At 62.4% G+C, this 22187-nt stretch carries 23 protein-coding genes and 1 pseudogene; 8 read left to right on the forward strand and 16 right to left on the reverse strand.

Annotation, left to right across the window (positions count from 1 at the left end; translation table 11 throughout):
• Positions 1-48: 48 nt before the first annotated feature.
• From NPS47_RS08870 to NPS47_RS08890, 5 genes are all read left to right on the forward strand, one after another.
• Positions 49-726: a Crp/Fnr family transcriptional regulator gene (locus NPS47_RS08870; RefSeq protein WP_274294608.1), complete on the forward strand. Its 678-nt coding sequence runs from the start codon at positions 49-51 to the stop codon at positions 724-726.
• A gap of 24 nt (positions 727-750) precedes the next feature.
• A complete protein-coding gene (locus NPS47_RS08875) occupies positions 751-1125 on the forward strand; it encodes a putative zinc-binding protein (RefSeq protein WP_274294609.1) in 375 nt (124 codons plus the stop codon).
• A gap of 444 nt (positions 1126-1569) precedes the next feature.
• Positions 1570-1821 carry a hypothetical protein gene (locus NPS47_RS08880; protein WP_274294610.1) on the forward strand — a complete coding sequence of 84 codons (252 nt, stop codon included), beginning with the start codon at positions 1570-1572 and terminating at the stop codon, positions 1819-1821.
• 93 nt (positions 1822-1914) lie between these two features.
• Positions 1915-2400, forward strand: coding sequence for an Hcp family type VI secretion system effector (locus NPS47_RS08885; protein ID WP_274294611.1), 486 nt, complete (start codon positions 1915-1917; stop codon positions 2398-2400).
• Positions 2397-3110: a DUF4225 domain-containing protein gene (locus NPS47_RS08890; protein ID WP_274294612.1), complete on the forward strand. Its 714-nt coding sequence runs from the start codon at positions 2397-2399 to the stop codon at positions 3108-3110. Before NPS47_RS08885 ends, NPS47_RS08890 begins: the two co-directional genes overlap by 4 nt.
• Before the next feature lie 489 nt (positions 3111-3599).
• Here NPS47_RS08890 and ubiT read toward each other — a convergent pair whose 3' ends face one another.
• The 7 genes from ubiT to norR form a co-directional block, all read right to left on the reverse strand.
• The gene (gene ubiT / locus NPS47_RS08895; RefSeq protein ID WP_274294613.1) at positions 3600-4070 is read right to left on the reverse strand and encodes a ubiquinone anaerobic biosynthesis accessory factor UbiT; all 471 of its coding nucleotides are present in this window, start codon (positions 4068-4070) and stop codon (positions 3600-3602) included.
• The gene (locus NPS47_RS08900) at positions 4064-4954 is read right to left on the reverse strand and encodes a U32 family peptidase (protein WP_274294614.1); all 891 of its coding nucleotides are present in this window, start codon (positions 4952-4954) and stop codon (positions 4064-4066) included. Before NPS47_RS08900 ends, ubiT begins: the two co-directional genes overlap by 7 nt.
• 10 nt (positions 4955-4964) lie before the next feature.
• Positions 4965-5960, reverse strand: coding sequence for a ubiquinone anaerobic biosynthesis protein UbiU (gene ubiU, locus NPS47_RS08905; RefSeq protein WP_274294615.1), 996 nt, complete (start codon positions 5958-5960; stop codon positions 4965-4967).
• 133 nt (positions 5961-6093) lie between these two features.
• Positions 6094-7329: a gephyrin-like molybdotransferase Glp gene (glp, locus tag NPS47_RS08910; RefSeq protein WP_274294616.1), complete on the reverse strand. Its 1236-nt coding sequence runs from the start codon at positions 7327-7329 to the stop codon at positions 6094-6096.
• The gene (gene moaB / locus NPS47_RS08915; RefSeq protein WP_274294617.1) at positions 7326-7880 is read right to left on the reverse strand and encodes a molybdenum cofactor biosynthesis protein B; all 555 of its coding nucleotides are present in this window, start codon (positions 7878-7880) and stop codon (positions 7326-7328) included. The genes glp and moaB overlap by 4 nt, the downstream gene beginning before the upstream one ends.
• Positions 7881-7976: 96 nt before the next feature.
• Positions 7977-8624, reverse strand: a complete 648-nt coding sequence (gene pdxH, locus NPS47_RS08920; RefSeq protein ID WP_274294618.1) for a pyridoxamine 5'-phosphate oxidase — start codon at positions 8622-8624, stop codon at positions 7977-7979.
• Positions 8625-8705: 81 nt separating this feature from the next.
• A complete protein-coding gene (norR, locus tag NPS47_RS08925) occupies positions 8706-10235 on the reverse strand; it encodes a nitric oxide reductase transcriptional regulator NorR (RefSeq protein ID WP_274294619.1) in 1530 nt (509 codons plus the stop codon).
• Positions 10236-10439: 204 nt separating this feature from the next.
• Between norR and NPS47_RS08930 the strand changes: the two are divergent.
• Positions 10440-10880 (forward strand): annotated as a pseudogene (locus NPS47_RS08930) (hemerythrin domain-containing protein); the annotation flags it as partial.
• Between the two features lie 104 nt (positions 10881-10984).
• Here NPS47_RS08930 and NPS47_RS08935 read toward each other — a convergent pair.
• Entirely contained in the window at positions 10985-11422 is a 438-nt protein-coding gene (locus tag NPS47_RS08935; protein ID WP_274294620.1) for a CopD family copper resistance protein, read from the reverse strand.
• A gap of 25 nt (positions 11423-11447) precedes the next feature.
• Complete coding sequence (locus NPS47_RS08940; RefSeq protein WP_274294621.1) at positions 11448-12638, reverse strand: NnrS family protein; 1191 nt, start codon at positions 12636-12638, stop codon at positions 11448-11450.
• Between the two features lie 479 nt (positions 12639-13117).
• On the opposite strand from NPS47_RS08940, the gene NPS47_RS08945 reads away from it, so the two are divergent.
• Complete coding sequence (locus NPS47_RS08945) at positions 13118-13801, forward strand: Crp/Fnr family transcriptional regulator (RefSeq protein WP_274294622.1); 684 nt, start codon at positions 13118-13120, stop codon at positions 13799-13801.
• Positions 13798-13989: a hypothetical protein gene (locus NPS47_RS08950; RefSeq protein WP_038609987.1), complete on the forward strand. Its 192-nt coding sequence runs from the start codon at positions 13798-13800 to the stop codon at positions 13987-13989. Before NPS47_RS08945 ends, NPS47_RS08950 begins: the two co-directional genes overlap by 4 nt.
• A 2-nt stretch (positions 13990-13991) precedes the next feature.
• Here the strand turns inward: NPS47_RS08950 and NPS47_RS08955 are convergent, their stop codons facing one another.
• From NPS47_RS08955 to NPS47_RS08985, 7 genes are all read right to left on the reverse strand, one after another.
• Positions 13992-15830 (reverse strand): nitric oxide reductase activation protein NorD, encoded by a 1839-nt coding sequence (locus NPS47_RS08955; protein WP_274294623.1) that lies wholly within the window; start codon positions 15828-15830, stop codon positions 13992-13994.
• An 18-nt stretch (positions 15831-15848) separates the two neighbouring features.
• Positions 15849-17276 carry a cbb3-type cytochrome c oxidase subunit I gene (locus NPS47_RS08960; protein ID WP_274294624.1) on the reverse strand — a complete coding sequence of 476 codons (1428 nt, stop codon included), beginning with the start codon at positions 17274-17276 and terminating at the stop codon, positions 15849-15851.
• Between the two features lie 3 nt (positions 17277-17279).
• Positions 17280-17720: a c-type cytochrome gene (locus NPS47_RS08965; RefSeq protein WP_274294625.1), complete on the reverse strand. Its 441-nt coding sequence runs from the start codon at positions 17718-17720 to the stop codon at positions 17280-17282.
• 116 nt (positions 17721-17836) lie between these two features.
• A complete protein-coding gene (locus NPS47_RS08970; protein ID WP_274294626.1) occupies positions 17837-18640 on the reverse strand; it encodes a CbbQ/NirQ/NorQ/GpvN family protein in 804 nt (267 codons plus the stop codon).
• Between the two features lie 100 nt (positions 18641-18740).
• A complete protein-coding gene (hemN, locus tag NPS47_RS08975) occupies positions 18741-20129 on the reverse strand; it encodes an oxygen-independent coproporphyrinogen III oxidase (RefSeq protein ID WP_274294627.1) in 1389 nt (462 codons plus the stop codon).
• Positions 20113-21459, reverse strand: a complete 1347-nt coding sequence (locus tag NPS47_RS08980) for a coproporphyrinogen III oxidase (RefSeq protein ID WP_274294628.1) — start codon at positions 21457-21459, stop codon at positions 20113-20115. Before NPS47_RS08980 ends, hemN begins: the two co-directional genes overlap by 17 nt.
• 89 nt (positions 21460-21548) lie before the next feature.
• Positions 21549-21992, reverse strand: coding sequence for a CopD family copper resistance protein (locus NPS47_RS08985; protein WP_274294629.1), 444 nt, complete (start codon positions 21990-21992; stop codon positions 21549-21551).
• Between the last annotated feature and the right edge of the window lie 195 nt (positions 21993-22187).

Consider the following 22187-nt stretch of genomic DNA (forward strand, 5'->3'; position numbering starts at 1 on the left):
TAGGCCGCAGGTGCCGGGCGTTCTACCATGACCGCCAGGAGGTACGCCATGCTGACCCACCCTTCCCTCGTACTGTTTTTGCGCCGCCATCACCTGTTCAGCCACTTGCCCGAACGCATCTTCGAACAGGTCTGCGGCCTGGCCATGCAACGCCGCCTCGGCTGTCACGACACCCTCATGCACCAGGGCGACGCGGCCAAACGCTTCTTCCTGCTGGTCAGTGGCCAGATCAAGCTGTACCGCATCACCGCCCAGGGCCAGGAGAACCTGGTAGAGATCATCCAGCCCGGGCAATCCTTCGCCGAAGCCTTGCTGTTCAGCCAGACCCGCTACTACCCGGTGAGCGCCACCGCGCTCAAGGACAGCGTGGTGGTCAGCGTCGAGGGCAGCCACTACCGCAATGCCCTGGAAGACCAACCGCAAGTGTGCCTGGCGATCCTTGCGAGCATGAGCATCCATCTGCACCAACGGCTCAAGGACATCGACACCCTGACCCTGGCCAGCGCCAGCCAGCGGGTGATCAGCTTTCTTCTGCAGGAGCAGGACCCCGACGACGGCCGGGTCGTACTGCAGGTGTCCAAACGCCTGGTGGCGTCGAAGCTGGGAATTCAGCCGGAAACCTTTTCACGCATCCTTCATCGCCTGGTGGAAAGCGGCCTGATTGCCATGGAGCGCAGGGACATTCGCATTCTGGCGACCGAGGCACTGGTCGACTATCAAGCCTGACGGGCCTATCACTGGAGAGTCTTCATGCCCCGCACTGCCCTGCCCCTGGTCTACGCCTGCTCCGGTTGCTCCAACGTTGCGCAACTGGCCAACAACGTCGCGCTGCGCCTCGACCGTGAAGGCCTGGCGCAGATGTCGTGCATCGCCGGGGTCGGCGGGCAGGTGCCGGCGCTGGTCAATCTGGCCTGTTCGGGACGCTGGATTCTGGCGCTTGACGGCTGCCCGCTGCAGTGTGTCGCCGGTTGCCTGCGCCAGCACGGCCTGCAGGCCGACAAGCACCTGATCCTCAGCCAGCAGGGGCTGCGCAAGCGTTATGGCGAGGATTGCAGTGAGGCGCAGGCCGATGAGTTGTTTGCCGAGGTGAGTCAGTTGTTGGTGAACTATGCCGGTCAAAAGTGACGTGCCGTGAAGACGTAAAGGTGACCTGAAACTTCACTGCGAACGGAACAGCTCGTCATATTCCAAGCCATAGTCCCTCCAACGAGAAACCTATCAATTTGATGTAGTGGCCCTACCGACTGATTTGCCTACGGCGGTCCACTTCAGCACTCCCCACAGCTCACATCGCTTGCAACACCAGCCCGTCGGCGCTATCGTCCCCTGTCGCTGCAAACTCAGCGATCAGGTTTGGCGACCTGAACTACCCAAGGCGCATAGGCGCCCATACATGAATGCCGGCGCTTTTTTTGCGCCCGCATGTCCGTGCTATGGCGGCTGTGCGTGGGAGACATTCGTGTCTGCCGGTTTCTTTGGGTACCGGTTCGCCAACCTGCGCACAGCTGCCACCCTCAATCGTTTGGCGACGGTTCGTGGCAGCTCCCATTACCCAAAGGAGTTCCACCCATGCAAATTTTCAACTCAACGACATCACAGCTGCGCTTCGAAGAGTCTACTCAGCAGCTCCAAACTTGCCTCTGGACCTTAGAGCTGCTTTCCGAGGTCCTTATCGAAAATGACGATCGTCAAGGCAGTCTTCCCGAACCTCAACTTACCTTTCGAAATATCGCCGGTCTTCATGGTGCGCTTCGCATCATCAATCGCTTAGCAGGTGAGGAATGTTCGAAGTTGATAGCGATGGGCGCCACTCACCAATAAGGCACCGTCCTACGGGCTGCCGGGAAGTTACCTACATACAGGAAAACGCTTCCCTGGCTAGCCTGCCTACTCCAACGACAAGGAGTAGCGCTTATGGCCAGTCACGGCTACATGACCATCACCGGCAACCAACAAGGTGTGATTTCCGCCGGCTGTTCAACACCCGACTCCATTGGTAACAAATGCCAGAGCGGCCATACCGATGAAATCATGGTGTTGTCGTACACACACAGCATGATCAACGTCGACAACACCCCGAATCCCACCCATCATCCCATCGTCATTACCAAAGCCATTGACAAGTCATCTCCCTTGTTGGCTCAAGCCTTGGCTACCCGGGAAGAAATCGAATGCCAGATCCACTTTTATCGGGTAAGCCCGAATGGAGGGCAGGAAAAGTACTTCAGCGTCGAGATTAAAGGTGGCCAGGTAGCAGAACTGGTATCGGATGTCCCTCACGCGGTACTGCAGAACGAGACGGAAGCTCAGGAAGTGCTCTCGCTGCGTTACCAGACCATCCGCTGGACCCACCACATCGCCGGCACAAGCGCTTATACCTACTGGGGCGCGGGTAAATGACTTCACGCCCCTCTCCATTATTATTGGACCCTAACGACTACTGGGTTGTCTGCGAAGCCGCAAGTAGTCTGACTAAACAGGCCTGCACTCTCGCTGCCATACATATCAAGGACGGTGTGGTTCGCACGCAGTTCAACCGGGAGATGGCCTATTACGCCAAACACATTGCCGACGACGTAGCGAATGGGAAGAAGACGCCGGATGAGGCGTTGCTGGAGATCAAGAATGAACAGTGGAGTCTGATCAATCAGTCACTGGAGATTAGCAGAAAAGGTGCCGGGGTCATTGCGGGGGTATTCCAGGTAGCTGCTGGAGCGACAATCTGCGCCAGTCCTGCGATTATACTTTGCGGTGTGGCAGGCCTCCCGATGATCGCACACGGTGCGAACAACATTTACGAGAATGGTGAGAATTTACTGACGGGGCGTTCGGATAGTGAGGGCTGGGTTCGAAAAGGTTATCAGGCCGTTGCGAAGTCCATGGGTGGCAGCATGCGAGATGGAAATATCGCTTATGGGGTGTCTGATATCGGGTTGTCCGTTTATGGAATGACCAGAATGGTGTTGAGAACAGGGGCATGGAAACTGTTCAAATATATACCCTCTGATTACGTGCGCTCTTATATAAATATGAGCAGAGGGGCGATTGTATTTGAAGTGGGTGTCGACATGTTGACCGGAGAGCAGGTGTATGTAGAGACAAAAAAATGATCCTGTCGCTGTATATTGGTGCTTCGCTGATAGCTGTGACAGTGGCTTACTACCTAAGACTCCAGCTTTCCGGGCCCCAATTAGGCTACCTGAAATCTTTCGCTTGCCTGGCCTTTAATCTGTTCTTCGTAACCTATCACTTGAGGTGGTTTAAAAGAGAGTACCTTCTGTTCGTTGGCTACACCCCTGATCTTTTCGATGAACATTTATCACTGCAGTGGTTGATTTTTGGGTGTTTGATCTTGCATTGCTTTGCTAATCCGGTGGGGTGGAAGCTCAGGCGTTGGTACTCGCCGTGGTGATACGAGGTCGCCATCGCCAATTGGTCAGCCCGCCATTCCAAAACCGGCACTCAGCGACCCCGTTGAGATTGCCCCCTTGTGGGAGCTGGCCTTGCCAGCGATACAGACGCTGCGCAACACCCGACACACCGCGGCGATTTCATCGCCGGCAAGGCCGGCTCCCACACTGATCTCTGCCGTCCGCAGTTCAGCCTGTTGCCAGCCCCTTCCCTGCCCGCTCCAGATTTCGCCACAACCATACCGGCAACACCTCCGGGTCGAGGCTGTCGATCAGGTTCTTCAGGGTCAACCCCAGTTCGGTATCGCCTTCAATCACCAGCCGCCGTCGGAAGAACAAGGTGTCGGGATCTTCCTGACGGCTGGCCAACAGCAGGAACTCGCGCCAGTTGCCGCGGATGGTGACATCGGCCTTGGCCCGCTCGGCAATCTGCAAGCCGTACAGGCTGCGGGTCAGGTACCAGGTCAGGTCCAGATCAGGAATCCGCAGACACAGCCAGCGCCCGCGCAACAAATCGAACTCACCGTCTTTCAGCGGCTCAGCCAGGCAGCGGTTGAGCGCTTGCTGCAGCGCGACACGTTGCAGCACGAACGGCACCCGCCGGATCAGCGGGAGCACACGATCGGCACCGCGCAGCAGCCATTTTTTCTGGTTCAGCACAGGCCCACCTCCTCGACACGCAACATCCCCGCCTGGCCATGCCAGTAGCCGTTGCAGCCTTCCACATGCAAAGGCGGCGCTGCCCCCAGGCGTACCCGCTGGAAGGCTTCGATCACCTCGGCCATGCCCTGCGCGCGCGGGCTCAAGCGCAGCAAATCGGCACCGCTGGCGGCAAGGCCGGAATAGTCGGCCAACAGGTTAGTGACCTCGGCCGACATCGTCTGGATGCCGTTGAGGGTGAACAGCGGCTGGCCTTCCTGACTGCTCAGCGCCAGGCCATCGGGGTAGTTCAGGCAGCAGAACTGGCAATCATCCTTGGGCCGGTTTTCTGCACGCGCGGTGAAGCAGCGCGCCGAATAGGCCAGCGGCAGGTGCCCATAGGCGAAGACTTCGACCTCTGGCAGCTTACGGCCCAACGCCGTGACCTGGTCGAGTATCGAACGGATCAACGCCGCCGAACATTCCACCGGCGGCACCCAACGGATCATCCCGCACGCCTGCAGTTGCGCCAGGGCATGGCCGTTGTACAGGTTGAGTGCCGGCCCGCCGACGAAGGGCAGTTTGCGTTCGGCCAGAAACTGCACCGCGCCCATGTCGTTGGCTTCCACCAGCAACTGGCCGCTGTCGCACAGGCGCCGCAGGCTGGAGAGTTCGGAAGCGGCTTCGACCAGGGTCAGGCTCGACAACACGATCTGCGCCTGCGTGCACTCCTGCAGCTCGCGGCCGAGGCCCAACCAATGATCCAGGTTCATCGCCCGGCGTTTCGAACAGACGGTTTCGCCAAGGTAAATCACATCCAGCGGCAACGCGGCCATCTCGGCGTAGAAACGCCCCAATTGCTCCTTGTCCCAGTAATACAGAACAGGTCCCAGGCTGAGTTTCATGTCCAATCCCTCATTGCCATGATCGATGGTAAGCACCCAGGGTTGTCTGGCTGCCTTCGGATAAGCCGGCCAGCACCTGGCGCCACTGGTCTTTGACGGCGAAGCGCTCAGGTGCCAGGCGATGGGCATCGAGCGCGGCGCGCCACACCTGGGTGACCTGCTCGACATACGCCGGGCTGCGCTGACGCCCTTCGATCTTCACCGCTTCGACGCCCATGGCGGCCAGCTCCGGCAACAGGTCCAGGGTGTCGAGGCTGGTGGGCTCTTCGAGGGCATGAAAGCGTTTGCCGCCAACCAGGAAACGACCCTTGCACAAGGTCGGGTAGCCGGCCGGTTCGTCGGCGCGGTAACGGTCGATCAGCACCTCGCTCAGGCGTGCGCTCAAACCTTCGGCATCTTCACTCCAGCGCACCGCCTTGGCTGGCGAACACACGCCACACAGGTTCGGCGACTCACCGGTGATATAGGACGACAGGTGGCAACGTCCTTCGGCCATGATGCACAAACTGCCAAAGGCAAAGACTTCGATGGGCACCGTGCTGTTGGCCGCGACCTGGCGCACCTGGGCCAGCGACAGCACCCGTGGCAGCACCGCGCGGCGGATGTTGTAGTGCTGGGCATAGAACGCCAGGGCACTGGCATTGGTCGCCGAGCCCTGTACCGACAGGTGCAGGGTCAGTTGCGGATGGCGCTGGCTGGCATAGCCAAGCACGCCGGGGTCGGCAGCAATCAATGCATCGACGCCATGGTCGGCGGCGCGGTCCACCGCCCGTTGCCAGCGCTCCCAGCCCTGCGGCTGAGGGTAGGTGTTGACCGCGACATAGAGCTTGCGTTGGTGTTGACGGATATGGGCGACGGCGGCGTCGAACTGCTTGTCGTCCATGTTCAGGCCGGCGAAGTGCCGGGCATTGGTGTCATCGCGAAAACCGACGTAGACAGCATCGGCGCCTTGGCGTACTGCCGCTTTGAGCGCGGGCAGGTTCCCTGCCGGGCAGACCAGTTGCATGGGCATTCCTCATCAAAGAAGGTGTCCCGGCCCTCGCCTGCGATGCGTCACGCGAGCAGGCCCGGTGCAATCGAAAATGCGCCGCCAGTCTAGCCAGACCGCCAGCGCAAACCTTGACGGCAATCAAGGCCGCTCACTGCATGAGTTCAGCGAACGACAGGAAGGTCACGCTGTCATGCTTGTGCAGCTGTTGCTCGCACTCCACCACCGCCAGGCCATCGGCCCAGCACGCAGCCGCAAGCATTGCCGAGCTTTGCTGCGGGTGCAGCTGGACGCTCACCTGGCCATCGCTACCCGCGGTGAGCCTGGCGCGCAGGTACTGGCGGCGCTTGTTGCGCTGCAACCAGTCAAAACCTGCCGGCAACGCCATCTGCCGCGGCACTACATCGCGCACGCCCTGGGCCCTGAGCAGAAACGGACGCACCACCACCAGGGCGGTAATCAGCGCCGCCGCAGGATTGCCCGGCATGCCGATCCACGGTTTGCCGGCCACCTCGCCAAAGGCCAGCGGCTTGCCCGGTTGAATCGCCAGACGCCACAAATCCAGGCTCCCCAACGCTTCGATGGCGTGCTTGAGGTGATCTTCCTCGCCGACCGAAACACCACCGGAGGTCAGCAACAGGTCGCACTCAGAAGCCGCCAGACTCAAGGCATGCCGGCTGGCCGCCAGATCATCGGCCATTACCCCGTAGTCATGCACTTCAACGCCCCAGCCCTGCAGCAGCGCTGCCAGACAATAGCGGTTGCTGTTGTAGATCTGCCCCAGCGCCAGAGGCTGGCCGGGCTCGCGCAGTTCGTCACCACTGCTCAGCAGGCACACCCTCAATGGCCGATAGACCTCGACCCAGCACACCCCGGCAGCCGCCAGCAAACCCAGTTCCTGGGCGCGCAGACGCTTGCCGGCCTGGAGCAGCAGATGGCCCTTGCGCACCTCTTCTCCGGCCTTGCGGACATGATCGCCAAGATTGACTGACGGCAACCAGACCTGATCGCCCTCGACCCGGCACAGCTCCTGGGGCACCACCGTGTCGGCACCCGGCGGCAGCGGCGCGCCGGTAAAGATGCGTACCGCCTGCCCGGCCAACAGCGGCGTGGCGGCGGCCTGCCCGGCAGCAATGCGCCCGGCCAGGCTCAGGCAACCACCGGCGGCGGGAAGATCCGCCGCACGCAAGGCGAAACCGTCCATGGCGCTGTTGTCCCAGCCCGGCAGGTCCAGCGGCGAATGAATGTCCAGCGCCAGCACCCGGCCCAGGGCTTTTTCCAGCAACACCGTTTGCGCCGCTGGCGGTGGCGGTGCCTGTTCGAGCAAATGGCGGATGGCCTGGTCAACCGGTATCAGCTTGCCGCTGTCACACACCTGACGGCTCATGAGCGTGCTCCACAGGCCTCGATAACCTGCTCGGCCTGGGCCTTGAGATGCGGAGCGAAATTGCACGGGCCGGTGCGGCTGTCCAGTTGCCCGAGAAGGATCTGGTTCCAGGCGGTGCGACAGGCCCCAGGCGAACCCGGCACACAACACACCAACACGCCGTTGCTCATTCCGGCCAACGCCCGCGACTGCAGGCTGGACATGCCGATTTCCGCCAGCGAGACCTGGCGAAACAGTTCGCCAAAGCCCTCCACATGCTTGTCCAGCAACGGCAGGACAGCTTGCGGGGTGTTATCGCGCACGGTGAACCCGGTACCGCCGGTGGTCAGCACCACCTGCACCCTGGGGTCGGCGATCCAGCGCGAAAGCGTGGCGCGGATCTGGTAGATGTCATCCTTGACCAGATCGCGGTCGATCAGTCGATGCCCGGCCGCCTGGAGCAAATCGCACAGGGTCTGCCCCGAGGTGTCGTTGTCGAAGGTGCGGGTGTCGCTGATGGTCAGTACGGCAATGTTCAGCGGTTCAAAGGTGCGTTGCGCCAGATGGGCCATGTGCGGACCCTCCCATGATGTGAATGCGCCCAAGCCTGAACCGAAACAGCAGCCGAACCTATTCCTCCAAGGAGGTACCTCGACGGAGCACGCGGCTCATGGCGCCAGTCGACTGCGTCTCCACTGCCCGTCCTGCAAGCGATAGTCCAGACGGTCATGCAGCCGGTCGGCGCGGCCCTGCCAGAACTCCATGCGTTCGGGCTGCAGGCAGTAACCGCCCCAGTGTTGCGGGCGACGCAGCGGCTGATCGACGAAGCGGCGGATGGTCTGCGCCAACAACGCTTCCAGTGCCGCTCGATCGGCCAGCACCTGGCTTTGCGGCGAGGCCCAGGCGCCAAGTCGGCTGGCCAGCGGACGGCTGTCGAAGTAATCGTCGCTGAGCTGCGGATCGAGCCGCTGCACCTGGCCTTCGATGCGCACCTGGCGCTCAAGCCCCGGCCAGAAAAAAGTCATGGCCGCCCACGGGTTGGCGCCCAGTTCCTGCCCCTTGGCGCTCCGGTAGTTGCCGAAAAAGGTAAAGCCCGCCTCGCTCACGCCCTTGAGCAGCAGTACCCGGCCGTGGGGCCGGCCCTGATGGTCGACCGTCGCCAGGTGCATGCTGTTGGCCTCCACCGGCGCGCTCTCGGTTTCCCGCGCCTGCTGCAGCCACTGCTTGAACATCAACAAAGGGTCGTGTGGCGCGGCCTCTTCCTGCAGGCCGCCCAGGGTGTAGTTGCGACGCATCTGAGCCAGGGACAGGGGCATGACAGTGATCTCCGGTGGATGGAGTTCGCAGTCTGTTGACTCGCCGCCCTCGCCACCTTGACCGCCATCAACATCACGCGCTTACTTCAGGCGCAAACGCCTGGCCAGCTTGTGCAGGTTGCTCGGATCGACCTGCAGCAAGCGCGCGGCACTGGCCCAGTTGCCCCCGCACAGCTCCAGCGCCCGGACGATGGCCTGGCGCTGGCAGGCATCAACCGTCTCGCTCAAGGACAGCAGCGGCGAAGACTGGGCAACGACCTCTGCCGGCCGTTCGATGGCGACTGCGCTGTGCCCGGTGCTGTCCAGATCCAGCACCTCTGGTTCCAGGGTGATGATCAGGTTGCGGCTGCCACCGCGGCTGAGCTGCTTGAGCGCGGCGCGGCTGATCACATGCTCCAGTTCACGCACGTTACCCGGCCAGTGATAGGCCAACAGCGCGCGCTCGGCCGCCGCCGACAGGCGCAAACCGCGCAGGCCCAGGCGGGTGCGGTTGAGTTCAAGAAATTGCCCGGCCAGGATCAGCACGTCATTGCCGCGTTCACGCAACGGCGGAATCGGTACCGGATACACCGACAGGCGATGGTACAGATCGGCGCGAAACAGGCCCTCGCGAATGCTGTCGGGCAGATGGCGATTGGTCGCGGCGATGATGCGCACATCCACATGCAAGGGCTTGTCCGCCCCCAGACGCTGGATCTCACCGTTTTGCAGGGTACGCAGCAGTTTGGCCTGCACGCTCAGGGGCAGTTCGCCGACCTCGTCGAGAAACAGCGTGCCGCCATTGGCCGCATCGAAACGTCCGGCACGGTCACTGTTGGCACCCGAGAAAGCGCCTTTGACGTGGCCGAACAGCTCGCTTTCGGCCAGTGATTCCGGCAACGCGGCGCAATTGACCTGTACCAGCGGCTTGTGACGGCGCCGCGACAGGCTGTGCAAACGCCGGGCAAACAACTCCTTGCCCACCCCCGTCTCGCCCAGCAGCAACACCGGCAACTCGGAATCGGCCAGCACATCCAGCTCTGTCAGCAACTGGTGCAGCACCGGGCTCTGGCCGAGAATCTCGCTCTCCGGCACCGGCATGCGCAGGCCCTGGGGTTCGCTGCGGGCCAGGCGCAGGCTGCGGTTTTCCTGCTCCAGCCGGGTAACCCGCAGCGCCGCCTCGATCTGCAGGGTGCAGCGCTTGAGCTCGTCGCGCGCAGCACTGTCGAAGGTGCCGGCCTGCAGCGCATCAAGGGTGATCGCGCCCCAGACCTGGCCTTGCACATAGAGGCTCACGCCCATGCAATCGTGCACGGCCAGCGGCTCGTTGAGCGGCGTGTCGAGCAAACCGTCGTAGGGATCGGGCAGACGACTGTCGGGCTCGAACCAGGTGGGCTCGCGCGAGGCCATGATCGCCGCCAGGCGCGGATGCTGGGCGATCACAAAGCGCCGCCCAAGGGCTTCGTGGACCAGCCCCACCGTCGCCACCGGGCGCAGGCTGTCGTCATCCAGGCGCAGCAAACCGACCGCGCCACAGTTGAAGTATTCGCGCAGGGTCTGCACCAGGCGTTGCAACCGTACGGCATTGGGCAACTCGACAATCAGATCGGCCGCCAGGCTTTCACGCAGCATGGTAGTTATCACCTTTGAGGGTTACATCTACCCTGACGCATCAGGGTGATTTTCACCACAACAAAATACAACGCCTTGATTCTCAGGCGGTTGAACATGGCATGCGCGATGCAATCGCTACAGGGACCTTTGCAACCCTTCCAAGGAACCCTGATGAGCCAGACACTTCCCGACACCCCTGACGCCTGGCACCAGGTGCCTCAGGCCGAACTCATCGCCCACATTCTTTTGCGCTATCACCACCGCCACCGCCAGCAACTGCCGGAACTGATCCGCCTGGCCCGGCGTGTGGAGCAGGTGCACGCTGCCAGCAGCCACTGCCCCCATGGGCTGGCCAACCACCTTGAGGACATGCAGCAGGAACTTGAAAGCCACATGCTCAAGGAAGAACAGGTGCTGTTCCCGATGCTGCAACAGGGTATGGGGCGTCAGGCCAGCCCGCCGATCCGGGTGCTGCGCCTGGAACATGACCAGCACGGCGAAGCGCTGGAAATTCTCATGACGCTGACCGACAACATTCTTCTGCCAGAGGGTGCCTGCAATACCTGGCGCACCTTGTATCGCGGCCTGGCGGAATTTCGTGATGACCTGATGCAGCACATTCATCTGGAGAACGATGTGTTGTTCATCAAAGCCCTCGCCTGATTGGCCCCTGTGGGAGCCGGCCTTGCCGGCGATGAGGCCCGTGTGGACCCAATCGCTGGCAAAGCCAGCTCCCACAGGAGCTGCAGTTCCTTTGTGGAGCTGCATCAATGCCAATAAAACATCGCCTTGGCCAGCATCACGATCAGCAGCATGTGCCCGAGGATACTGCAGCGAATCCAGCGCGCCCGTACCTCGCTCAAGCGTCCCCGTTGCAGCCAGTAAGCCAGCAACAGGTAATGGCCGATAATGCTCAGCGCCAGAAAAATCTTCAGGCTCAACAAACCGCCAAAACTGCTGGCCAGCGGCTGACTGAGCGCACCACGATGCTGCCAGGCCAGGCCAATACCGGCGCCATACAACACCAGCACCACCGCATGCAGCACCTTGCGCGAACGCGCGGCGATGGCCTGATCCGCTGCGATTCGCCCGGCATCCGGCACTTGCCGCCGCGCCGAATACCAGATGAACACTTCGAAGAACAACGTGCCGATAAAGGCAATGGCCGCCAATAAATGGATAACCAGCAAATAGGGATACAACATCACCTGCCTCCTGCTTGTGTGCAGATTATCCGGGATGTCCATCCACCCGGGCGCGCAGCAACATTGGCGCGTACCGCCAGGCGTACAGGGCAAACGCGCCGACCCAGCACACTGCGGCCAGCCACAAACCCGCCATTGGCAACCACAGCACCAGCAACACCCGGCTCACACCTGCGAGGTTGAGCAGGACGAACGCCAGGGTCATCCCCGCCGGCGGCTGCAAGGGGCGCCCGGTATGACCCAGGCTGACCCGCGCGATCATCGCCAGGATCAACCCGGCCATGGCACCGATGGTCAGACAGTGCACCGCAAGGCTGGGGTTCAGCGCGACACCGAAGTGCCACAGGGTCATGCCCAGGCACGCCAGCGCCAACCAGCCATAGGCCAGGTGCAACGACCACAGCAGCGGCACACGCCACAAGCCACGGTCATGCCAGCGCCACAGACGCACCGTGTGACCGAGCGTCAGCGCGGCAAACAACAGACCGATCCAGACATTGGCCGACAGCGCCGGGCCAGCGGCATACAGCAGTGCCACCAGGGCCGCGCCGACCAGCAACAGCCAGTCAAGCCAGGGCCAGGGCGCAACGCCTTCGACACGGCCCAGGCCACGCTGGGTAAAGAATGGAATCACCCGGCCACCGATCAGGCCCATCATCGCCGCCACCAGCCAGATAGCGCTGAGCACGCCCTGGCGTTGCCAGCCATCGTGGCCCTGGAGCAGTCCGTAGACGGATACGGCATCGGCTGCCGTCAGCAACAGCAACACCAGTACCACCGGGTAGTTGCGCTTCTGCCGGACGCGCCAGAGCATGGCGCCCATCAACAGCGCCACTGTCAGCGGGAAGGCCAGCTCCAGCAGTGCCAGCAACGGCCACGGCAGGTTGGCCAGCCAGGCGATCCGCGCGGCCAGCCACAGTAGCGCCAAGGCTGCCAGCGGCGTGCCGCTCAGGCCCGGCTGGCCGGTCCAGGTCTGTCCCGCCGTGAGCAGAAAGCCGGCGATGATCGCCAGACCAAAACCGAACAGCAATTCGTGGCGATGCCAGGCCAGCCAGCCGCCGGCCGGCTGCCAGTCGCCTAGTGAACCGTTCAATGCCGCCAGCCACAGCGGTACGGCGAGTAACGCCAGGCCACAGCCGGCGAGGAAGAAGGGGCGGAATGCCAGACGTAACAACGGCACGATGGCCAGTGCTTTACGGCGATCAAGTACTTGCATGGAACCACTCCTTAACCCGATTGCCGGGCGCCATCATCTGCAATTTAGCCAGCGTTGCCCTTGTCGCACGTCAACGCCCGTCAGCGACAACTGGGTAAGCTGCAAGGGCCATGCCGTCGCCCCGGCAGAACCTCGGTGGGAGCGGGCTTGCCCCGCGATGCGATGTGTCTGACAGCTTGCAATCGCGGGGCAAGCCCGCTCCTACCGGGTAGAAAAAACCCTACAAGGGTATTTATTACCCTGATTCACAGGGTTGTTTTAACCATAGGCTTCGGCACATCAGGAAAATCCAGGACCTGGCGTCTGGCCCGAGACTTGCTGAACAGGCCTATCCCTCATTCCATTGGAGTTCACATGAGAAACATCATCCAGCCATTGGCATGGTTTGCCGTATTGGGTTCGTTCATTGCCGCCGCCAGTCGCGTCGCCCTCAGTCTTGTCTGAGACGCCCTTTCCCTCCAGCCTGAGGATGAACTCCCATGGTTCTGCATCGCGTCCATCACCAGATTCTGCGCAGCCATCACCTGTTCGAACCGTTGAATGACGAGCAACTGGACGAGCTGATGGCGTCCAGCCACTTGCTCAATGTCGACAAGGGTGAACCGTTGTTCCACCAGGGCGAGCCCGCCGAGGCGTTCTACTTCGTAATTGCCGGCGCGGTGAAAATCTACCGCCTGACCCCTGACGGCCAGGAAAAGGTCTTCGAAGTGGTCGGCCCACGGCAAACCTTCGCCGAAGCGATGATGCTGATGGACACCCCGAACTATGTGGCCTCCGCCGAAGCGGTAGGCCCCTCGCAACTCTATCGGCTGTCCACCGGCACCTACATGCGCCTGCTGCAGAACAATAGCCGCCTGACCTTCGCCTTGCTCGGCAAGCTGTGCATGCGCCTGCATCAGCGGGTCAACGAAATCGAAACACTGTCGCTGAAAAATGCCACCCACCGGGTGGTGCGCTATCTGCTGACGCAACTGATGCAGGCCCAACCGGTCGAGCGCCAGTTCGAACTGCCGATGGCCAAGCAATTGATAGCCGGCCACCTGTCGATCCAGCCGGAAACCTTCTCGCGGATCATCCGCCGCCTGATTGATGAACAGATCATCACCCAGGACGGGCGGCGCATTGTCATTCTCGACCGCCCACGGCTGGAGCAATTCGAATGAAGGCCCTGCCCGTGTGCCTGTACTGCCAGCACAGTAATCCCCCTCAAGGCGTCACCTGCGAGCAATGCGGCATGCCGCTGCCGGCCTCCCAGGCGCACGCCGCGGCGCGGCGGCAATTGCGCTTTCTGTGGTTCTGCATCGGCCTGACACTGTTTTGCGTGGTGATGGTGTTCTGGTTGCCGCGCTAGGTTCAAGGCTGGGTCAGCTGGCGATACAGTTGCGGCAGGCGCAGCGGCAACTGTTCGGGCTGGCGAATCAGGCTGTAGCCATTGCTGCCGAACATGTACGGCAGGTAGTCAGCCGCCTTGCGGTCGATGGTGATACAGAACGGGATCAGCCCCTGCCGCCGCGCTTCACGCACCGCCTCGCGGGTATCTTCGACGCCATAGCGCCCCTCATACAGATCCAGGTCATTGGGCTTGCCATCGGTCACCAGCAACAACAGTTTGCGTCGCCGTTTGCTGGTGCCAAGCAGGCGCGTGGCCTGGCGAATCGCGGCACCCATGCGCGTGTAGTAACCCGGCGTCAGCCCCTGGATCTTGCCGCGCGTGCTGTCGTCATAACGCTGGGCGAACGTCTTGAGTGCCTGCAGGCGCACCTGTTGGCGGCGCAGCGAGGAGAAGCCGTACAAGGCAAAGTCATCCCCCAGGGTCGAGAGGGTTTCGCCAAACAGCAACAGGCTGTCGCGGATCACCTCGATCACCCGGTGTTCATCGTTGAGGTGGGCATCGGTGGACATCGACACATCGGCCAGCAGCAGGCAGGCCAGGTCGCGACGGGTCTGGCGTTGCGCCATGAACAGGCCGCGCTCGGCACACTGGCCATGGCGGCGCTCGACATGAAAATCCAGCCAGGCCTGCAGGTCCAGCTCACTGCCCTGAGGCTGCTGACGCAACCATTGGCGGTCATTGCGCAATTGCTCGAACTGACGCCGCAGACGCCGCGCCGCCGGTTGCAGGCGGGCCGGCAAGGGCTGCGCCTGGCAATCACGCGGCTCGAACAGCTGCAGGTTGACGAAATTCGCCTGCAAACGCCCTGTGCGATAGTCCCATTCAGGCAGTTTGATGCCCTCGCCCAGGGGAATGTCATCGACCTCGGCAGGCGGCAAGTCCAGGTGCAGCTTGAGGCCACCGCCCTTGCGCAAGCGCGTGCGCGACAGGGTCAACTGATCAAGGTCGTCGGCGACCCGCGCGGCGTCCGGGTCTTCGCTGTCGTCGGTCCAGCGGTCCAGATCGACATGTTCGGTCCAGCTGAACAGGTTTTCCAGGCGCACCACCAGCAGCCCACCCTCACGGCGGTTTTCATCGATGCGGGTGGCGCGCTTGCGCCCGCTGCGCTGCTCGCCAGGCGCTGTTGCCAGGTGTTCGCTGGAGTCCTCCAGGTCTCCGGCCGGTGCTCCTGGCTGATGCAACGGCGGGTACAGCCACAGCGGTAACGGCCAGGCTGCCCGTTCACTGCGGGGAAACTCGCTGACGCTGCCCGGCTCGCGCAAGGCCTGACGCAACGCGCGCTCCAGGGCCGCTTCGGCAGGGTTTAACGCGGCCGGGTCCGGACGCAATTGCAGGTGGGCATCGACCAGTCGCTGGTAGCGGCCTGCCAGCGCCGGGTAGCGCTGCAGCAAGGTCCGGGTCCAGCGCTGGTTGTCCCGGCCCCAGTGCCGCATCGGCCCCGCCTGTGCTGCCAGCAGGGCCAGCCAGCGATAGAGCTCCTCGTTCAACCCGGCCTCGGGAAACACCGCAAGGTGGCTGGGCAAGCGCAGATTGTGCCCGTCACACCAGGCCAGCGGCACCTGCTTGCAGGTCCCGGCGATCTGCTGCAACAGCGTGCGGCGCAGCAGCAGATCACGCTCGCTGGCCGCCTCCACGCCCTGGTTGCCGGCACCGCCCATGGCCCGAAACAACAGGGCCAGGGCGCGCTGCCGCGGGGCAAGGTCAACGCCCGCCTGAGGAAAGTCCGGGCTGGCGCGGCGGGTGATAAAGCGATGCCAGACACTGCCAACCCACTCTTCCAGTTCAAGGCTGAACGCCATGTTGCCTCCTGTCGCGGTTCAAGACGGCACCACCCGTGCCGGGGCGCGCAACATTGCGCGGCCACGCTGACGGAAGCTCAGCAGGTAGCACAGCAGCCCCGCCATAAAGCCCAGGCCACTGACCAGCCGCGCCCAGAACAGCCCGCGCAGGTGCTCGGTGGTGGACATGAACGGCAAGGCACTGCCGTCTTCGGCCCAGCGTTGCAGCAGTACCTGAACCACACCGGCAGCGGTCAGCAACAGAGTGATCATCACCATCGACAAGGTCATCAGCCAGAAACCCCAGACCTCCAGGTTCTGCGCGCGCTCATCGGCGGCCTCACCCAGCCCACGCAGACGCGGCATGGCATAGCTGATCAGGGTCATGACGATCATCGCGTAGGCGCCGTAGAACGCCAGATGGCCGTGGGCTGCGGTCAGTTGCGTGCCGTGGGTGTAGAAGTTCACCGGCGCCAGGGTATGCAGGAAGCCCCACACGCCGGCCCCGAAGAACGCTGTCACCGTGGTGCCTTTGGCCCACAACGTCGCGGCGCGATTGGGATGTTGCCGACGCCGGTTGCGGACCATGCTGAAGGCAAACAGCACCATGGCCAGAAACGGCAGCGGCTCCAGCGCCGAGAAAATCGAACCGACCCACAACCAGACCTCCGGCGCACCGATCCAGAAGAAGTGGTGACCGGTGCCGATGATGCCGGTGATCAGCGCCATGGCGATGATCACGTACAGCCACTTCTCCACCACTTCACGGTCGACGCCGGTGATCTTGATCAGCACGAACGCCAGCATCGAGCCCATGATCAGTTCCCACACCCCTTCCACCCACAGGTGCACCACCCACCACCAGTAGAACTTGTCGCGGGCCAGGTTGCCGGGGTTGTAGAAGGAGAACAGGAAGAACACCGCCAGGCCGATCAGGCCGGTCATCATTACCATGCTGACCGTGGTCTTGCGGCCTTTGAGCAAGGTCATGCCGATGTTGTAGAGAAAGCCCAGGCACACCACCACGATGCCCATCTTGGTGATGGTCGGCTGTTCGAGGAACTCGCGGCCCATGGTCGGCAGCAGCTCGTTGTGGGTCAGCCTGGCCAGCCCGGCATAGGGCACCAACAGGTAGCCGAGGATGGTCAACACACCGGCGGCAGCGAACACCCAGAACAGCAGGATCGCCAGTTTCGGGCTGTGCAGCTCGCGGTCCGCCTCTTCCGGCACCAGGTAATAGGCCGCGCCCATGAAGCCGAACAGCAGCCAGACAATCAGCAGGTTGGTGTGCACCATACGCGCGACGTTGAAGGGAATGGCCGGGAACAGGAAATCACCGACCACGTACTGCAGGCCCATGATCAAACCGAACAGCACCTGGCCGAGAAACAGCATCAGGGCAAACACGAAGTAAGGTTTGGCCACGGCTTGCGAAGCGAATTTCAGATGGGGATTGGCACTGCTCATCACTCAGCCCTCCTGGTTGGGCGGCCAGCCGTTGGTATTGATGTTCGAACTCCATTTGAGGAACTCGGCGATGTCGTCGACTTCCTGCTCGCTCAGGTTGAACTGCGGCATGGCCCGGCGCCCCGGCACGCCCAAAGGCTGCATCTTCATCCAGGCATGCATGAACGGCTTGAAGCCTTCCTCGCCGCCACGGCGCTGGAACACGTTGCCCAGCTCCGGCGCGAAGTACGCGCCCTCGCCCAGCAGCGTGTGGCAGCCGATACAGTTGTTCTGCTCCCAGACCGTCTTGCCACGCACCACGGCGTCGCTCAATTGCGCGGCATTGCTGCGTTCGGGAAAGGTCTGCTCGGTGTGATAGGTCAAGGCCAGGAATATCAGGAAGAAAAACACACTCCCCCCGAAATAGATGTTCCTGGCCATGGCCTTGGTGAAGGTCTCTGACATGGTCACTTCCTCATGGCTTGGCCTGGCCATGATAGGAAGCGAGGGCTGGAAATCTGCTTGATGGCAATCAAGAAACGCCGATGGTTTTACTCGGGTATTAGCGGACCGCAACAACCTCAGGCGAAATGCACATCGACCACGTCCATCAACGCTGCCACGGTTACCGGATCATCACTCAAAGGTTCGGCCAGGCAGGCCAGGCAGGCCTCGCGCGGGTTCATGCCGGCGCCGATCATGCGGGCGGTGAAAATCAGCAGCCGGGTCGAAGCGACCTCTTCCAGGTCATGCTGCTCCAGACGGCGTAAGGCCTGCCCCAGCCTGACCACCTGACCAGCCAGGGCAGCGTCTACTCCGGCCTCGCGCCGTACGATGTGCGCTTCTTCGGCGGCAGGCGGATAGTCGAAGCGCATGGCCACGAAGCGCTGACGCGTACTCGGTTTCATTCCCTTGAGCAGGTTCTGGTAGCCGGGGTTGTAAGACACCACCAGCATGAACGAAGGCTGCGCCCGCAACACTTCACCGGTGCGTTCCAGGAACAGCTCGCGGCGGTCATCGGCCAGCGGGTGCAGGACCACCACGGTGTCCTGACGTGCTTCGACCACTTCGTCGAGGTAGCAGATACCACCTTCGCGCACCGCCCGGGTCAGCGGCCCGTCCTGCCACCACGTGCCCTGGGCGCCGATCAGGTGACGGCCGACCAGGTCCGCCGCGCTCAGGTCATCGTGGCAGGCCACGGTGTGTAACGGCAGGTTCAGGCGCTGGGCCATGTGCTGGACGAAGCGGGTCTTGCCACAGCCGGTGGGGCCTTTGATCAGCACCGGCAGGCCGTGGCGCCAGGCGTTTTCGAACAGCGCCAGCTCATTGCGCTGCGCTTGGTAGAAAGGTTCGGATCGGGATGCACAAACAGGCTTGAGGGTCATGCGGCACCTGGCTCGGTAGCGGGTTCGAAGACCACGCTAAAGAGCCAGGCACCACGCGACAAGCGCTGCGCGGGGCAAACTTGATCGCCGTCAAGCAGCCTCAGACCGTGCGCGAGAACTGGCCCCGGCGCCCGCCGCCAAGGTAGGCGTCGAAGGCCATGGCGGTGTTGCGCATCATCAGTTGCCCCTGAGGTAACAGCTGCAGTGCATCGGGCTCCAGTTCCAGCAAGTGGTCATCCACCTGTTCGCCCAGTTGCTCCAGCGCCTTGGCGAAATAGTCTTTGAACCGGATGCCGTGGCTGGCTTCGAAGGTGCCGAAGTCGATCCGGCCGTGACACATCAGTTCATTGATCACTTCGCGTCGCAACAGGTCATCCGGATTCAGGCGGTAACCGCGCTGCACCGGCAACAGGCCTTGATCCAGCCGCGCGTAATACTGCGACAGCAGCTTCACACTCTGGCTATAGCTATCGCCCACCTTGCCGATTGCCGACACGCCGAGGCCGATCAGATCGCAGTCGGCATGGGTCGAGTAACCCTGAAAATTACGCTGCAGCGTGCCATTGGCCCGCGCCTGAGTCAGTTCGTCATCCGGCAAGGCGAAATGATCCATGCCGATGTACACGTAACCGGCTTCGGTCAGGCGCCGGATGGTCAGTTCCAGCAGCTCCAGCTTGCGCTCCGGCGGCGGCATATCCTCGGGGCGGATCATCCGCTGCGCGCGCACCAGCTCAGGCAGATGGGCGTAGCTGTAGGCGGCAATACGGTCCGGGCGCAAGGCGATGATCTTGCTCAGGGTGACGTCGAAGCTCTGCACCGTCTGCAGCGGCAAACCGTAGATCAGGTCGACGCTGACCGATTTGAACTGCGCCTGACGCGCCGCCGCGACCAGGGCATAGATCTGCTCCTCGCTTTGCCGACGATTGACCGCCGCCTGCACCTCCGCATCGAAATCCTGCACGCCGAAACTCAGGCGGTTGAAGCCCAGCCCGCGTAGCCGCTGGATCTGTTCGGTACTGATGGTGCGCGGGTCGACCTCGATGGAAAACTCGTGATCATCGCTGTCGTCGAGGTTGAACGCCTGGCGCAGGCTGTCCATCAGTTCGGCCAGCTGCTCGCCGCTCAGATAGGTCGGCGTGCCGCCACCCAGGTGCAGCTGGGTGAGCTTGCGGCGGCGATCGAACAACGCGCCCTGCATGGCGATTTCACGCTTCAGGTACGCCAGGTACTCGGTCGCGCGATGGGTCTTGCGGGTGATGATCTTGTTGCAGGCACAGTAGTAGCAAAGGCTCTGGCAGAACGGGATGTGGATGTAGGCCGATAACGGCTTGGGGTTCGCTGCCTGATTGCTGGCATGCGCCGCCTGCAGGTAGTCATCGACGGCGAAGGCCTCATGGAACTGCGGCGCGGTGGGATAGGAGGTGTAGCGCGGCCCTGGCCGGTCGTACTTCTTGACCAGGGCGCGGTTGAACTCAAAGGCTGGCATCATGATCGATCCACTCGTGTCGGGACGCAAGCGCCGGGTTGTTCACCTCCTGTTCGAACAGCTGGCAGATGGCATCAACTTCCAGGCGGCCCGCGGGCAGGATGCTGATCAAGCCCTCGCTCAGTTCGACCAACCCGGTATGGCTCATGGCCTCCAGCTGCCGCCAGGCAGTCGGGAAGTACTGCTGAAAATTCAGGCCGTAACGGGTTTCAATGGCCTGGATATCCAGTTGCAGGTCGCAGGCCAGACGCTCCATCACCCGCTGCCGCAGCTGATCACTGTCGGCACAGCGCCAGCCACGCGCAGTGGCCAGCTGGCCGTGTTGCAGGTGCTCCAGGTAATCCCCCGGCACCTCGGTGTTTTGCGCATATAGCGCGTCGAGCTGGCTGATCGCGCCCAGGCCGAAGCCGACATGATCGCAATAGCCATAACGGGTAAAGCCCTGACAGTTGCGGCGCAGACGACCACGTTCCTGGGCAATCGCCAGGTCGTCATCCGGGCGCACGAACTGCCCCAGGCCGATGTGCTGATACCCGGCCGCGAGCAGCAGCTCGAAGCAGATGCGCCGCATCATCGCCTTGTCCTGCTCGCTACTGGCCTCGCGCTGGGCGCATTGGGCATAGCGCAGCGGCGGCTGGGCGTAATCGAACACCTGCAGGCGGTCGGGCTCCAGCTCGATCAGGGTGGCCAGCTTCAGGGCGAAACTTTGCGGCGTTTGCCAGGCGTGGCCGTAGCCCAGATCGACACTCACCGAGCGATAGTCAAAGGTGCGTGCGGCATCGATCAGCGAATTGATCGGCGCCGGGTTCTGGTAGCGGTCCACCGACAGCTCGCTGCCGTCACCGATGTCCGGCACGCCGATGCTGACATGATTGAAACCCTGATCGCGCAACAACCCCATGGTCGCCCACTTGGTGTGGTGCAGATCGACATCGACGCAGTAGTCGCCGCTCTCATGGGTGAGAAAGTTGAAGCGCTTGTGCAGCTGGGCCATCAACCGCTGCAGGTGCTCGGCTGCCGGCGTGGTGCCGCCCAGATGAAATTGCTCGACCCGCTGCTGCGTGCCCAGGTGACACCCCACCAGGTCGATCTCCCGGGCCAGGGCCTGCAGATAGGTTTCGACGGATTGGCCGTCCGTGCGCAAGCGCGCCGGCACCTGCACATTCAACGAGAGCGGCCGCTGCTGCTGGCGACTGTTGCGCAGGGCGCGCAGTACATCCAGCGAACCGACACCGCCATGAAACCTGCGGACATCGACATAACTGTTGGGATCGAGCATGCCTTGATCGCGTCGAACGACCTGCTCGTTAGGGAAGTGAAGGACATCGAGCATGACGGGAGCTCCGAGACGGGCTGCGGAGTTTCAGTGTCTGCCGATAACGCCCGGTATGCCTTGATTTGCATCAAGCGCCGGTGGCATGCCTACCAGCTCAGGTAGAACATGCCTTTGGCCAGCAAGACGATCAGCACCAGGTGGGTAAATACACTGGCGTGGATGAACTTGACCCAGCGGGCGGTCATGCGCCCGGTCTTGAACAGCAGCATGGCGCCGAGAAAATGCACCAGGACGCTGGCGGCGACGACCATCTTGGCCAGCAGCAAGGTGCCAAACGACGAGCTGAATGGCGTTTCGAGCAGTGGCAGATAACGCAGCCAGACCATCCCTGCGCCGGCGCCGAACAGCACCAGCAACACCCAGGGCATCAGTTGCCGGGCGCGTTGGCCGACGGCCTGTTCGAGCAGCAGCATGAGTTTGGCCGGCAGCTGTTTGCGGATGTGTTCCAGGAACAGCACCTCGAAGAACACCGTACCGATGAAGATCAGGGCGGCGAACAGGTGCAGGGTCAACAGCAATGGGTAGATCATTGGACCCTCTCGGCTCGCGTTCTATACCTGGATTTGAGCCTACAGGGTTGGGGGGTGAGTGCGGTTGATGGTGATCAAGAAAGCCAAAGAGGGTGAGCAGCGACCTGCCCACCTGCTCCTCAACACCTAACGGTGTGGGAAGGCCTCGGCAACGCCCGACTCGCAACGCTCATTTGCACTGATCGTCAGCTGATT

The sequence above is a fragment of the Pseudomonas putida genome (assembly GCF_028682475.1).
GTDB classification, from domain to species: Bacteria; Pseudomonadota; Gammaproteobacteria; order Pseudomonadales; family Pseudomonadaceae; genus Aquipseudomonas; species Aquipseudomonas putida_AG.